The following is a 13,252-nucleotide window of genomic DNA, read 5'->3' on the forward strand; positions in this document are numbered from 1 at the left end:
CGCCCGGACCGCGGCCCCGGCGGGCCGGACCGGTCCTCCGTCAGACCGCGCTCTTCTTGAGCCGCCGGCGCTCGCGCTCGGAGAGGCCGCCCCAGATCCCGAAGCGCTCGTCGTTGGCGAGGGCGTACTCCAGGCACTCGGAACGGACCTCGCAGGCGAGGCAGACCTTCTTCGCCTCGCGAGTGGAGCCGCCCTTCTCGGGGAAGAAGGACTCGGGGTCGGTCTGGGCGCACAACGCGCGCTCCTGCCAGCCGAGTTCCTCCTCGTCCTCCGCGATGCCGTCCCCGATCAACAGCTCAAAGAGCTCGCTCATGTGGCGCGCCTCCTCTGCCCCTACTTGGCGTCCCCGTGGTTGCCGTTGCCTCGTGCGGCCGACGACACGAGTGAAATTACAGTTGCGTCACTCTGGCTCAGTCAAGCCGAGCTCTGGTATTGGGGCCAGGATTCACTCCCCGGCACCAAGCCGTTACGAATAGTGTACATATCTGGACACATCGGACTTTTCGCCCAGATGCCCCGGACAGCTTCGAACCATCCGCAACCATCCGCCGAGTGACGCCCGGTCACCCTCACAGGCCGGTCATCGCCCTGCCTTCCCGGCGATCTTCCCATCGAAACATAGACGGTGATGAATCACCCCATCCGGTACTTCCGGACCGAACCCACCCGAATGCCGCATCTCCCGGTTTGACACCACCCCCGCGGATGCGGTCTCCTTTCCCCTATGTCAGAGTCCATGAGCCCCCGGAGCGGTTCCACGCTCCGCCGTGCCGTGAACTCTTGTTGTCGCCTCTGTTCCTGCTGTATCTAGGCGCCCGCGTCCCACCGCGCGCCGCCCCCAGGAAGCACAGAGGCCGCCCGCGATTCCCGCCCCAGGACATCCCGGATCCGGCTGATCCCTGACGAACCAGCCGCAGATCCGAGGACGACAGCCGTGCGCATGACCCGCATCCGCAAGCGGAACCGCGACCGCAACAAGCTCGCCCGCCGTGGGCTCCAGGCCGCCCGCCCCGCCGCCGCCCGCTGGGACGACGGCCTCTCCGACGTCTCCATCGCCGGGGACCCGCTCGCCTTCCCGCACCTCGCCCGCACCGACCTGCCCGCCCACCCCACCACCGTCGCCGGCTACGCCCGGCTGGTCCGCGAGATCGCCGCCGACCGCACCCGCTGGGAGCACCTCGTCCGCTACGACGCGCTCACCCGCTGGTACGCCCGGCTGGAGACCGGCCCCGGCTACGAGGTGTGGCTGCTCAGCTGGCTGCCCGGGCAGAGCAGCGGCTTCCACGACCACGGCGCGTCCTCCGGCGTCATGACCGTCGTCCAGGGCGAGCTCGTCGAGCGCTCCCTGACGCACGCCGGCGAGGGCGCCCGCGCCCTGCGCCCCGGCGGGCAGAGGGTCTTCTCCTCCGGCTACCTGCACGAGGTGGTCAACGGCGCGCTGGAGCCGGCCGTCTCCATCCACCTCTACAGCCCGGGCCTCACCGAGATGAACCAGTACGGCGGAGCGAACGCCGTCCCCGAGCAGCACCACGAGCAGCCCGCCGAGCAGGGCGCGGCGCAGGGCTCCGCGCACGGCCGGCCGGCGCAGGCCGGGACGTCTTGACCGAGGACTGACGGGCAGTCGGGCCGTGGCAGGATGGGCCCATGCGCATCGTGGCACTGGCAGGCGGAATCGGCGGGGCGCGCTTCCTGCGCGGACTCCTCGCGGCGGTCGACCCGCAGGACGAGATCACCGTCATCGGCAACACCGGCGACGACATCCACCTCTACGGACTGAAGGTCTGCCCCGACCTCGACACCGTGATGTACACCCTCGGCGGCGGCATCCACGAGGAACAGGGCTGGGGCCGGACCGACGAGACCTGGTCGATCAAGGCCGAGATGAAGGAGTACGGCGTCGGCCCCGAGTGGTTCGGGCTCGGCGACCGCGACTTCGCCACCCACCTCGTGCGCAGCCAGATGCTCACCGCCGGGTACAGCCTCAGCCAGGTCACCGAGGCGCTGTGCGTGCGCTGGAAGCCCGGTGTGCGGCTGCTGCCGATGAGCGACGACCGGGTCGAGACCCACGTGCGGATCACCGACGAGCAGGGCACCCGGGCCATCCACTTCCAGGAGTACTGGGTCAGGCTGCACGCCGCCGTCGACGCCGAGGCGATCATCCCGATCGGCGCCGACACCGCCAAGCCCGCGCCCGGCGTGCTGGAGGCGATCGCCGCGGCGGACGTCATCCTCTTCCCGCCGTCCAACCCGGTCGTGTCGATCGGCACCATCCTCGCCGTGCCCGGCATCCGCGGGGCCGTCGCCGCCGCACCCGCCCCCGTCGTCGGGCTCTCGCCCATCATCGGCGGGGCGCCGGTGCGGGGCATGGCCGACAAGGTGCTCGCCGCCGTCGGCGTCGAGGCCACGGCGGAGGCCGTCGCGCTGAACTACGGCTCGGAACTGTTGGACGGCTGGCTGGTCGACACCGCGGACGAGGGCGCCGTGAGCACCGTCGAGGCCGCCGGCATCGCCTGCCGGGCCGTCCCGCTGCTGATGACCGACGTCGACGCCACCGCCGAGATGGCGCGGGCCGCACTGGCCCTCGCGGAGCAGGTCCGGGCGTGACCGTCGAGATCCTCCCGGTCGGGGGACTGCCCGAGATCGAGGCCGGGGCCGACCTCGCCGCGCTGATCGCCAAGGCGGGGACGTACGAGGACGGCGACATCCTGCTCGTCACCTCCAAGATCGTCAGCAAGGCCGAGGGCCGGCTCCTGCACGCCGCCGACCGCGAGGCCGCGATCGACGCCGAGACCGTCCGGGTCGTCGCCCGGCGCGGGCCCGCCCGGATCGTCGAGAACCGCAACGGCTTCGTCATGGCCGCCGCCGGAGTCGACGCCTCCAACACCGCCCCCGGCACCGTCCTCCTCCTGCCCGAGGACCCCGACGCCTCCGCCCGCGCGCTGCGCGCCGCGCTGCAGCGGCTCACCGGGCAGCGGCTCGCCGTGGTCGTCACCGACACCTTCGGCCGGCCCTGGCGCAACGGGCTCACCGACGTCGCCATCGGCGCCGCCGGGCTTTCCGTGCTGGAGGACCACCGCGGGCGCACCGACAGCCACGGCAACGAGCTCGTCCTGACCGTCACCGCCACCGCCGACGAACTCGCCGCCGCCGGCGACCTGGTGAAGGGCAAGGCCGGCGGCGTGCCGGTCGCGGTCGTCCGCGGCCTCGGACACCTCGTCACCGCCGAGGACGGCGAGGGCACCCGGCCGCTGGTGCGCCCCGCCGCCGACGACATGTTCCGGCTCGGCACCTCCGAGGCCCTGCGGGCCGCCGTCACCCTGCGGCGCACCGTGCGGGCCTTCACCGACGAGCCCGTCGACCCGGGCGCCGTCCGCCGCGCCGTCGCCGCCGCCGTCACCGCGCCGGCGCCGCACCACACCACGCCGTGGCGGTTCGTCCTGCTGGAGTCCGCGGACACCCGCACCCGGCTGCTCGACGCGATGCTCGACGCCTGGCGGCGCGACCTGCGCGAACTCGACGGCTGGGACGACGCGAAGATCGCCCGCCGCACCGCGCGCGGCGACGTCCTGCGCAACGCGCCCTACCTCGTCGTGCCGTGCCTGGTCATGGACGGCTCGCACGACTACCCCGACCCGCGGCGCGCCGCCGCCGAACGGGAGATGTTCACCGTCGCCGCCGGCGCCGCCGTGCAGAACCTGCTGATCGCCCTCACCGGCGAGGGCTACGGCTCCGCGTGGGTCTCGTCCACCATGTTCTGCCGCGACACCGTCCGCACCGCCCTCGACCTCCCGGACACCTGGGACCCGATGGGCGCCGTCGCCGTCGGCCGCCCCGCCGAAGCACCGCGCGACCGCCCGGAACGCGGCGCGGACGCCTTCATCGCGGTCCGGTAGTCAGGGCGACCACCGGTCACCTGCCGAAGCCCTCCATGTGACGGGTCGAGATCGGCCGGGATCGACCCGTCACCGCCCTCGGACGTCGGCATGCCGTCGACTTCGTCGCCCATCGGATCCGTCCGGAAGGGGCGCACCGACTCGTCGGGCGAGGGTGAACCGAACAGGCCTGCCGGGGAGTTCGGCCGTGCTCGCGGCCGGGTCGTCCACGCCGTCGTCCATGGCATCGGCGTATTGGCGGCCTCCGTCAGCGGCCGCGGTGGTCGTTGGGGGTCAGGCGGGGGCCGTAGCGGGGGGCGCGGGCGCCGGTGGCCGTCAGAAGGCGGCAGACGCGGTGACGGTGGGGGCGGTAGGGCTCCAGGAGGGCGAGCATCCGGGCGTCGTCGCTGCGTGGGCGGCCGGCCAGGGCCCAGCCGACCAGGTTCGGCAGGTGGAAGTCACCGACCGAGACCGCGTCCGCGTCGCCGTTGCTGCGCTGGAGGGTCTCGGCGGCCGTCCAGATCCCGACGCCCGGCACGGCGGTCAGGCGGGCGAAGGCCTCGGCGTGGTCCATCGCGGACGCCTCCTCCAGGCGGGGCGCCAGCCGGACCGCCCGCACGACCGTCGCCGAGCGCTTCGGGTCCACGCCCGCGCGGTGCCACTCCCAGCTCGGGAGGAGCGCCCACTCGCGGGCCGACAGTGCCACCCGCATGCCCTCCGCCGGGCCCGGCGCCGGGGTGCCGAAGTCCCGGAGCAGCGTCCGCCAGGCGCGGTAGGCCTCGTCGGTCGTCACCTTCTGTTCCAGGATCGCCGGGACGAGGGACTCCAGCACCAGGCCCGTCCTGGTCAGCCGCACGCCCGCCGTCCGGCGCTGGGCGTCCCGCAGCGGACCGGGCGGCAGCACCAGGCCCTCCGGGTCGTCCTCGGCCCCGAGCAACGCGGGCAGCCGGTCCAGCAGCCACCCGGCACCCGGGCCCCACGCCCGCGCCTCCACCTCGCCGGCCCCCGGGCGGGACAGCACGCGCAGCGTCCCGGCACCGGCCGGGGTCCGGGACGCCCGCCAGACCGCTCCGTCACCGGTCGTCCGGTACGAGGGGTCGGCCGGGCCGCGGCGCAGCGGGAGCAGCGTGCGGGCCACGTCCAGCGGGAAACCCGGCCGCCAGAGCCGCACCGACTCGCCGCCCGTCACTGCGTCGCCTCCTCCGCCGCCGTCCCCGACCATGGGGATATGAACGATACGCGGCTGCCGGACCTCTCCCCCTCGGACGAGAACGCGGTGCGAGCGCTCTACGACCGGGCCCTCGACGGGTGGAACCGGCAGGACGGCTCGGCCTTCGCCGGACCCTTCGCCGCCGACGGCGAGGTGATCGGCCACGACGGCACGCGCCACCGCGGGCGGTCGGCGATCGCGGCCGAACTCGGGCGGATCTTCGCGGACCACGTCACTCCCCGGTACGTGGCCGCCGTACGGCGCGTCCGGGGGCTCGGGCCCGGCGTGGCGCAACTGGACGCCGTCGCGGGGCTCGTACCGGCGGGGGCGGCGGACGTGGTGCCGGAGCTCAACTCGGTGCAGACGGTGATCGCCGTGAACGCGGGGGCGGGGTGGCGGATCGCGCTCCTGCAGACCACACCCGCCCGGTACGACCTCCGGCCGGACCTGGCGGCGGCTCTGACGGAGGAGCTGCGGGGGCTGGTGGGAGGCGACGCGGGGGCGAGGACGCTGAAGACGTGACGGGGAGCGCGAGGCGCTCAAACCGGATGGTCGCCGCGAACACGGGTGTCCGCCACGCCGCCCGGCGCCGGGTCCGGCGCCCCTCCCGGGGTCACACCCGGAGGCCGTAGGCTGGGGCGCACCATGACTGCGCCTTTCGCTGCCGATGCCCGCACCCCCGTCGAGCTGCTGCACGCATACCTGCGAGGTGGCACCCCTTCGGTCGATCCCGCGGCCCCGCTGGTCACCTTCTACGACGACGCCACCGGCGAACGGGTGGAGCTGTCCGCCCGGACGTTCGACAACTGGGTGGCCAAGACGGCCAACCTGCTCCAGGACGAGCTCAACGCCGGTCCCGGCGACCGCGCCGCCCTCCTCCTGCCCGCCCACTGGCAGAGCGCCGTCTGGCTGCTGGCCTGCTGGTCGGTCGGGGTGACGGCGGTGCCGGGCGGCGAGCCGGCCGCCGCCGATCTGGTGGTCAGCGGCCCGGACGGCCTGGAGTCCGCCCACGCCTGCGAGGGCGAGCGGGTCGCGCTGGCCCTGCGCCCGCTGGGCGGCCGGTTCCCGCAGCGCCCGGACGGCTTCCTCGACTACGCCGCCGAGGTGCCCGGCCAGGGCGACCGCTTCGCGCCGTACTCGCCGGTGACCCCGGACGCGCCCGCCCTGGAGACCGGCGTGGACGGCCTGCCGCTGAAGCTGACCGGTGAGCAGACCGTCGCCCTGGCCCGCGAGGGCGCCGTCCGGCTCGGGCTGAACCCGGGCGACCGCGTGATGTCCACGCTGTCGTACGACGACTGGACGGGCCTGGAGGCCGGCCTGCTGGCGCCGCTGGCGGCCGGCGCCTCGGTGGTGCTGTGCCGCAACTCCCAGGGCCTGACGGCCGAGCAGTGGGAGAAGCGGGCCGACTCCGAACGGGTGACACTGCGCCTCGGGTAACCCCCGCCGCCGGCCCGGCGGGTAGGGATCCCTGCCATGGCCGAGGACGACGACACCGCGCACACCCCGACCGACACTCCCCCGGACGCGCCCGGACGCCCCCGTCGGCGCCGGCGGTGGCTGATGATCACCGCCGGCGTCGTCGCGTTCCTGCTCGTGGCCACCGGCGTGCTGCTCTGGATCGCCTACCGCAAGCTCGACGGGAACATCCGCACGGACACGGCCACCGACAAGCTGCTCGCCAGGCTGGAGGCGGAGCGGCCGAGCCGGACCGCCGGGGCCAAGGGCGCCGAGAACATCCTGCTCATCGGCAGCGACGACCGCTCCGGCGCGAACGGCGCCTACGGCGGCGAGGCCGGCACCCAGCGCTCGGACACCACGATCCTGCTGCACCTGGCCGCGGACCGGAAGCACGCGACGGCCGTCTCCGTACCGCGCGACGTCATGGTCACCGTGCCCGCGTGCGAGAAGCCGGACGGCACCCGGAGCAAGCCCGCGCTCATGCAGTTCAACTGGGCGTTCGAACTCGGCGGTCCGGCCTGTTCGATCCGCACCGTCGAGCAGCTCAGCGGCATCCGGATCGACCACTACGTGATCCTCGACTTCAGCGGCTTCAAGTCGATGGTGGACGCGGTCGGCGGCGTCGAGGTGTGCGTCCCGCAGGCGATCCACGACAAGGACGCCAAGCTCGACCTGCCGGCCGGGCGCCAGACCCTCCAGGGCGAGCAGGCGCTCGGCTACGTCCGCGCCCGGGAGAGCCTCGGCGACGGCAGCGACACCCAGCGGATGGGCCGTCAGCAGCAGTTCCTGGCCTCGCTGATCCGCAAGGTGCAGTCGCAGGGCGTCCTGCTGAACCCGGCGAGGCTGTGGCCGGTGCTGGACGCGGCCACCTCCTCCGTCAAGGCGGACGGCGGGCTGTCCTCGCTCGGCGCGCTCTACGACCTCACCCAGGACCTGCGCGGCATCCCCTCGGCGGACGTGGTGTTCCTGACCGCGCCGCGCCGCCCGTACCGCTACGACTCGGACCGGGACGAGTTCGTGGAGCCGCAGACCGGCCAGCTGTTCGCCGCGCTGCGCGACGACCGGCGGATCACCGTCCGGCCGCCCGGCTCGGAGCCCACGCCCACGGCCGGCGCCTCCCCCGCGTCGGACGGGGCCGCCGCGGCCGGGCCCTCGGCCTCGCCGACGGCCGGCGCCTCGCCCGTCTTCGAGGGGCGCACGGCCGACGTGGACGCCTGCGCGCAGCACTGACCACCCTCCGGACTTTACGCTCCGATTACCTACGTGTGACGGACATCATACCCGGAACAATTCCCCTGTTCGGCTCGTCTACTGTGTCCGGATCGGCCCATCGCCCCGGTGTGCCGCACCACCGTGACCGGCCGGACGTAGGGAATCCCGTGCAGAAGGACAAACCGAAAACCGGTGAGTACAGCGGGCAGGGCCACCGGACGGCGCAGCGGCGGGCGGCCGCCGCCAGGCGCACGCGGCGCCGGCGCCGGACGCTCAAGTGGACGGCCGGGACGGGCGCACTGGTCATGGCCGCCGGCTGCGGCGGGGCGTACTACCTGTACGAGCACTTCAACAACAACCTGACCTCGGTCAAGGTCCAGCTGGGCGACGAGGCCGAGCGGCCCAGGGCGGCCGGGGACGCGCTGAACATCCTGGTGCTCGGCACCGACAGCCGCGAGGGCCTCGGGAGCGACTACGGCGACGCGGGCAGCTCCGGGCACGCCGACACCACGCTGCTCTTCCACGTCGCCAAGGACCGCTCCAACGCGACGGTGATCAGCATCCCGCGCGACCTGATGGTGCCGATCCCGGAATGCCGGGCGCCGGACGGCAAGTCGATACCCGGCTCCGCGCGGGACATGTTCAACAACAGCCTGGGGCAGGCGGGCCGGGACCCGGGCTGTTCCTGGAAGACCGTCGAGAAGGTCACCGGGATCCGGGTCGACCACTTCGTCCAGGTGAACTTCGAGGCGGTGAAGACGCTGTCCACCGCAGTCGGCGGGGTCGAGGTGTGCGCCGCGAAGGACATCAACGACCCGAAGTCGCACCTGAGGATGACCAAGGGCCGGCACGTCGTCCAGGGCGACGACGCGCTCGCGTTCGTGCGCACCCGGCACGTGGTCGGGACGGGCGGCGACCTCAGCCGGATCCCGCTCCAGCAGCAGTTCATCAGCTCGATGATCCGCAAGGTCAAGGGCGACGACACCCTGACCAGCCCGGCCAAGCTCTACAAGCTCGCGGACGCCGCCACCAAGGCGCTCACCGTCGACTCCGGCATCGGCAGCGTCGACAAGCTCAAGGACCTGGCGCTGGACATCAGCGCGGTGGACACCAAGAACATCACCTTCGCCACCGTGCCGGTGCTCGACGACCCGAAGGACGAGAACCGGGTGATCCTCAAACAGCCGGACGCCGGCCGGCTGTTCTCGATGATCGCGGCCGACCGCTCGTTGACCGAGACCTCGCAGGGCGCCACCGCCGCCCCCGCCGCACCGGAGACCACGGCCGCGCCGGGCACGCCCGCGGCGCCGGCGGTGGACCCGAAGGACGTCCAGGTGACCGTCCGCAACGGCAGCGGGGCACAGGGACAGTCGGGCGCGACCGTGGACAGACTCAGGGCCAAGGGCTTCACCAAGGCCGCGACGGGCCCCAACGCGCCTGCGGCGGCGACCAGTTCGATTGCGTACCCGGCCGGGCAGGAGGAGGCGGCGACCGCACTGGCCGCCGCCCTCGGACTGCCCGGCGACGCCGCTCGGCCGGATCCGAAGGCCGCCGCGAAGGGGCCGCTGGTGCTGGTGCTCGGCAAGGACGCCCTCGCGGCGCCCGCCGCACCGTCCGCGGCGCCGGCGGAGGCCCCGGCCGACCTCCAGCGGGTGCAGGCCGACGACACCGACGTGTGCGCGAAGTAGCTTTCCTACGAGGGCTGCTGGAGGCGGGTGAGGATGCCGTCCGCCGCCACGAAGCGGTCGCCGGTGCGGAGGCAGTGCCAGTGCCCCCCGCCGGCGGAACGAAGGGGTTCGCCGGTGCGGCCGACCCACTTGATCCGGCGGGCGGGGACGCCGGCGACCAGCGCGTGGTCCGGGACGTCGCGGTGGACCACGGCGCCCGCCGCGACCAGCGCCCAGCGGCCGACCGTCACCCCGGCGACCAGGACGGCCCGGGCGCCGATCGAGCAGCCCTGACGGAGCGTCACCCCCTCGGCGCGCCAGTCGGATCGACGCTTCAGCCGGCCTTCCGGCTCGATCGCGCGCGGGTAGCGGTCGTTGGTGAGGACGACGGCCGGGCCGATGAACACCCCGTCCTCGATCACGGCCGGCTCGTACACCAGCGCGTGGTTCTGCACCTTGACCCGGTCGCCGATGCGGACGCCGGGGCCGATGTAGGCGCCCCGGCCGATGATGCACTCGGCGCCGAGCACCGCGTGCTCGCGCACCTGGGCGAGGTCCCAGACCGTCGTCCCGGGGCCGATGGCGGCCCGCTCGTCCACGTCCGCGCTCGGCGCGATGCGCGGGCCGGCCGCGGACCCGCCCTCAACCGTCCCCATGGGGAACGACCCTAGTGCCGTGGGCGGGGTCGCGCGGGCGGATCAGCGCGCGTCGGCGAGGACGTTGTCCGGGGTGGGCGCGGTGCTGCCGATGACCTTGCGGGCCAGCGAGCGCGGCGACGTGAGGAAGCCGAAGCCCCAGCTGAGGTGCATGGTCGCGAGGGCCACCGGGAGCAGCGCCTTCGCCTTGGCGGACAGGCCGCGGCCCTCGACCACCGAGCCGCCGAGGATCCCGAGCAGGTACGCGCCGGGCGCCGCGAGGAAGACCGGGTGGACGGCGGCACCGAGCACCAGGCCGAGCGTGACGCCGAGGAACGCGGCCGGCGGGGCCAGGTAGCGCAGGTTGACCGAGCCGCGGTGGTAGCGGGTGACCACGCGCCGCCAGCGGCCGTAGTCCTTGTACTGCTTGGCGAGGGCGCGGACCGACGGCCGGGGGCGGTAGGTGACCTTGAGCTGCGGGGTGAACCAGATCAGCCCGCCGTCCTGGCGGATGCGGTAGTTCAGCTCCCAGTCCTGGGCGCGGATGAACTCCTCGTTGTAGCCGCCCAGCTTCTCCAGCACCTCGCGCCGGAACACGCCCAGGTAGACGGTGTCCGCGGGGCCGGCCAGGCCGCCGGTGTGGAAGGCGGCGTTGCCGACGCCGATCTTGGAGGTCATCGCGGCGGCGACCGCGTTCTCCCACTCCGTCTCGCCCTCGGCGTGCATGATGCCGCCGACGTTGGCCGCCTCCATCTCGTCCAGCAGGCGGACGGCGGTGGCGACGTAGCCGGGGGTCAGCAGGCCGTGGCCGTCCACGCGCACCACTATCGGGTGGCGCGAGCCGCGGATCGCCGCGTTGAGACCGGCCGGCGTGCGGCCGGTGGGGTTCTCCACGGTCCGGACCCGGGGGTCCTCGGCGGTGAGCTCGGCGGCGATCTCGGCGGTGCGGTCGGTGGACGGACCGAGGGCGATCACCACCTCCATCGGGCCGGCGTACTCCTGCTCCAGGATGTGCCGGACGGCCGTGCGCAGGTGACGTTCCTCGTTGAGCACCGGCATGATCACGGAGACCGCCGGCAGCTCCTCAGCAGCCTTGGTGTTCATCGCCGCCAACCGTACCGGTCAGCGGAGGTAGTGGACGACCGTGAAGGCGGCGAAGCCGAGCAGCGCGATCCGGTTGAGGACGTGCTGCGGACTGCCGAGCCGGTCCGGCAGCCGGACGGACGGCCGCAGGTCGGGCCGGTGGGCGGCGGTGGCGACGGTCCTGGCCAGTTCCCGCGGGTCGCAGCGGTCGCCGAAGTGGCCGGCCAGCCAGGCCGCCGGGCGGCTCGCCACGGTGACGTCCTGGCCTGAGCGCAGCTGGACGGTGAGGGCGTTGCGGTGCACGGCGGCGGCGTTGATCTCCTGCCACCGGAAGACGCGGCTGCGCAGCGTGGTGGCGACCCGCAGGCCGTCCCGGTCGACGACCATCTGCCAGGACAGCGGGCGGGCGCAGAAGAGGATCCCGACGCAGCCCGTCCAGAGCGGGCGGACCAGGCCGTTCCACCAGCCGTCGGCGTCGAGGAGCACGACGAGCGCGGCGAGCAGGACGGCGGCGGCCGGGCCGGCCGCGGCGCGCAGGACGAACGGCATCTCCCAGCGGCGGGCGGTCATCGGCTCGGTGCCGGGGCCGGGTTCGGGGGCGGCGGCGACCGTCTCGGCGGTCAGCGCGGAGACCGTCAGGTCCGGGTTCCGGTAGCGCTGGCGGTCCCGGCCGAGCCGGGGGTCCCTCGGGGCGGGGGCGACGACGGCGGCGAGCCAGTGCGGCTCGTGCTCCAGCAGGCCGGGGCGGACGAGGAGTTGGCGTTCCGGGCCGTCGGGGCCCTGGTAGAGCACGGCGTCGACGCTCAGCTCGGCGCGCGCGAGGCGGGCGGCGGCTTCGGTGGGCGGGAGGGGGATCCCGGGGTCGTGGTCGTGGTGGTCGTGGTGGTCTTCCTCGTCCCCGTCTTCTTCTTCGTCGTGGATGTCGAGCGCGTAGTCGGGGTAGAGGAAGTCGCCCTCCATGTCCGGGGTCTGCTCGCGCTGCGGCACCCACCCGGGGCCGGTGCCGTCCCCGGCGCCGTACCGGGCCCACCGGTAGCCCTCGTCCTCGACCAGCCGCCACAGCGCGGGCCCGCCCGGCGGGCCGTCCAGCGGCTCCACGAGCAGGTCGCCCCCGCTGTCGGCCCGGACCCGGACAGCGAGCGCGGGGGCGGAGCCCGCGAAGGCGGGCCGCCGGCGCCGGGCCTCGGCCCCGGCGGCGGAGGCGAGCACCAGCAGGCCGGTCAGCGCGACGAGGCCGGCGCCGAAGACGTCCTCCACCGGGCTGTACTCGACGCCGGCGGCGCGGGCCCAGTCGCCGTCCACGAGCAGCGGCACCGCGTCGCCGGGCTGCGGCGGCCGGGCGAAGGTGAGGTCGAGCCCGACGGTGCGTTCGGGACCGCCGCCGGGCGGGCGGTAGCGGACGGTCAGCACGCCGTCCTCGTCGGTGGCGCCGGCCGTGCCGGTGACCGCCGTCGCCCGGCCGCGGTGGTCGGCCTCCCCGGCCTCCGCCCAGAGCCCGTACAGCGGGATCACCAGCGCGACGGCCAGCAGCACGGCGCCGAGCGCGCGGCGCACCACGGGCGGGCGGCCGGGGGTGACGGGCGACGGAGCGCCCGCGGCGGTCCACGGGTACGGGACGGGCGGGGCCATCAGCTCGTCGAGGTCCTGGCGGGCGCGGCGGCGGCCGAGTTCGGCGCCGATCAGCACGAGGGACAGCAGGACGTGCACCAGGACCGCCGTCCAACGGCCGGCGGTGGTGACCAGGCCGTCCGGGACGTACCAGAGCACCGCGAGGACGGCCGGCGGCACCAGCGCCCGGGCGCGGACCCGGGCGAGCAGCAGGATCGTCTCGGCGATCACCGACCAGGCGGCGATCTCGTCGCCCCAGGTGTCGGCGCAGATGCCGGCGGCGTTGCAGTGCGTGCCGGTCGGCTCGACGGCGGTGGCGAAGGCCACGAAGGCGATCGGGACCAGGGCGAGCCAGCGGCTGTCGAGCCGCCGGAAGCGGTGGGCGGCGCGCCAGCGGTCGGCGGCGGCCGTGGTGAGGGGCGCGGCGCTGGGCAGGGGCGGGGCGTCCGGGGCGACCATCGGACGATCATCCCAGCCCGGTGGGTGCGGGGACGCCGCAGGGGCCGG

General features: G+C 74.4%; 12 protein-coding genes. 7 read left to right on the plus strand and 5 right to left on the minus strand.

The genetic code is table 11. The features are described from left to right. Positions 1–40 precede the first annotated feature (40 nt). Complete coding sequence (locus ACFVSN_RS27695) at positions 41–313, minus strand: WhiB family transcriptional regulator (RefSeq protein WP_030062195.1); 273 nt, start codon at positions 311–313, stop codon at positions 41–43. A 621-nt stretch (positions 314–934) separates the two neighbouring features. Between ACFVSN_RS27695 and ACFVSN_RS27700 the strand changes: the two genes are divergently transcribed. From ACFVSN_RS27700 to ACFVSN_RS27710, 3 genes are read left to right on the plus strand one after another with little or no spacing between them, the layout of a single operon-like run. Next, on the plus strand, positions 935–1,603 hold the full coding sequence (locus ACFVSN_RS27700) for a cysteine dioxygenase (protein WP_380442027.1): 669 nt from the start codon (positions 935–937) through the stop codon (positions 1,601–1,603). A 41-nt stretch (positions 1,604–1,644) separates the two neighbouring features. Continuing rightward, positions 1,645–2,604, plus strand: coding sequence for a 2-phospho-L-lactate transferase (gene cofD, locus ACFVSN_RS27705; protein ID WP_380442029.1), 960 nt, complete (start codon positions 1,645–1,647; stop codon positions 2,602–2,604). Next, on the plus strand, positions 2,601–3,893 hold the full coding sequence (locus ACFVSN_RS27710) for a coenzyme F420-0:L-glutamate ligase (RefSeq protein WP_387956779.1): 1,293 nt from the start codon (positions 2,601–2,603) through the stop codon (positions 3,891–3,893). Before cofD ends, ACFVSN_RS27710 begins: the two co-directional genes overlap by 4 nt. A gap of 247 nt (positions 3,894–4,140) precedes the next feature. Here the strand turns inward: ACFVSN_RS27710 and ACFVSN_RS27715 are convergent, their stop codons facing one another. After that, positions 4,141–5,094: a DNA-3-methyladenine glycosylase family protein gene (locus tag ACFVSN_RS27715; RefSeq protein ID WP_380497269.1), complete on the minus strand. Its 954-nt coding sequence runs from the start codon at positions 5,092–5,094 to the stop codon at positions 4,141–4,143. A gap of 6 nt (positions 5,095–5,100) precedes the next feature. On the opposite strand from ACFVSN_RS27715, the gene ACFVSN_RS27720 reads away from it, so the two are divergent. From ACFVSN_RS27720 to ACFVSN_RS27735, 4 genes are all read left to right on the plus strand, one after another. Beyond that, on the plus strand, positions 5,101–5,604 hold the full coding sequence (locus ACFVSN_RS27720; RefSeq protein WP_380442035.1) for an SgcJ/EcaC family oxidoreductase: 504 nt from the start codon (positions 5,101–5,103) through the stop codon (positions 5,602–5,604). 123 nt (positions 5,605–5,727) lie between these two features. Then, positions 5,728–6,519 (plus strand): TIGR03089 family protein, encoded by a 792-nt coding sequence (locus tag ACFVSN_RS27725; protein ID WP_380442037.1) that lies wholly within the window; start codon positions 5,728–5,730, stop codon positions 6,517–6,519. 36 nt (positions 6,520–6,555) lie between these two features. Then, the gene (locus ACFVSN_RS27730; protein WP_380442039.1) at positions 6,556–7,770 is read left to right on the plus strand and encodes an LCP family protein; all 1,215 of its coding nucleotides are present in this window, start codon (positions 6,556–6,558) and stop codon (positions 7,768–7,770) included. 149 nt (positions 7,771–7,919) lie between these two features. Further along, on the plus strand, positions 7,920–9,440 hold the full coding sequence (locus tag ACFVSN_RS27735; RefSeq protein WP_387602286.1) for an LCP family protein: 1,521 nt from the start codon (positions 7,920–7,922) through the stop codon (positions 9,438–9,440). 5 nt (positions 9,441–9,445) lie between these two features. On the opposite strand, the gene ACFVSN_RS27740 is transcribed toward ACFVSN_RS27735, so the two are convergent. From ACFVSN_RS27740 to ACFVSN_RS27750, 3 genes are read right to left on the minus strand one after another with little or no spacing between them, the layout of a single operon-like run. After that, the gene (locus tag ACFVSN_RS27740; RefSeq protein ID WP_387602289.1) at positions 9,446–10,075 is read right to left on the minus strand and encodes an acyltransferase; all 630 of its coding nucleotides are present in this window, start codon (positions 10,073–10,075) and stop codon (positions 9,446–9,448) included. A 42-nt stretch (positions 10,076–10,117) separates the two neighbouring features. After that, positions 10,118–11,158, minus strand: a complete 1,041-nt coding sequence (locus tag ACFVSN_RS27745; protein WP_359973141.1) for a glycosyltransferase family 2 protein — start codon at positions 11,156–11,158, stop codon at positions 10,118–10,120. 18 nt (positions 11,159–11,176) lie between these two features. Beyond that, positions 11,177–13,204, minus strand: coding sequence for a hypothetical protein (locus ACFVSN_RS27750; protein ID WP_387956780.1), 2,028 nt, complete (start codon positions 13,202–13,204; stop codon positions 11,177–11,179). Between the last annotated feature and the right edge of the window lie 48 nt (positions 13,205–13,252).

The sequence above is a fragment of the Kitasatospora sp. NPDC057904 genome, from assembly GCF_042887925.1.
Taxonomy (GTDB): Bacteria; Actinomycetota; Actinomycetes; order Streptomycetales; family Streptomycetaceae; genus Kitasatospora.

What these genes read in the sequence shown, in the direction of transcription:
- ACFVSN_RS27695 (WP_030062195.1), bottom strand. Translation starts at nt 313, where the DNA reads ATGAGCGAGCTCTTTGAGCTGTTGATCGGGGACGGCATCGCGGAGGAC.
- cofD (WP_380442029.1), top strand. Translation starts at nt 1,645, where the DNA reads ATGCGCATCGTGGCACTGGCAGGCGGAATCGGCGGGGCGCGCTTCCTG.
- ACFVSN_RS27715 (WP_380497269.1), bottom strand. Translation starts at nt 5,094, where the DNA reads ATGGTCGGGGACGGCGGCGGAGGAGGCGACGCAGTGACGGGCGGCGAG.
- ACFVSN_RS27720 (WP_380442035.1), top strand. Translation starts at nt 5,101, where the DNA reads ATGAACGATACGCGGCTGCCGGACCTCTCCCCCTCGGACGAGAACGCG.
- ACFVSN_RS27725 (WP_380442037.1), top strand. Translation starts at nt 5,728, where the DNA reads ATGACTGCGCCTTTCGCTGCCGATGCCCGCACCCCCGTCGAGCTGCTG.
- ACFVSN_RS27730 (WP_380442039.1), top strand. Translation starts at nt 6,556, where the DNA reads ATGGCCGAGGACGACGACACCGCGCACACCCCGACCGACACTCCCCCG.
- ACFVSN_RS27740 (WP_387602289.1), bottom strand. Translation starts at nt 10,075, where the DNA reads ATGGGGACGGTTGAGGGCGGGTCCGCGGCCGGCCCGCGCATCGCGCCG.
- ACFVSN_RS27745 (WP_359973141.1), bottom strand. Translation starts at nt 11,158, where the DNA reads ATGAACACCAAGGCTGCTGAGGAGCTGCCGGCGGTCTCCGTGATCATG.
- ACFVSN_RS27750 (WP_387956780.1), bottom strand. Translation starts at nt 13,204, where the DNA reads ATGGTCGCCCCGGACGCCCCGCCCCTGCCCAGCGCCGCGCCCCTCACC.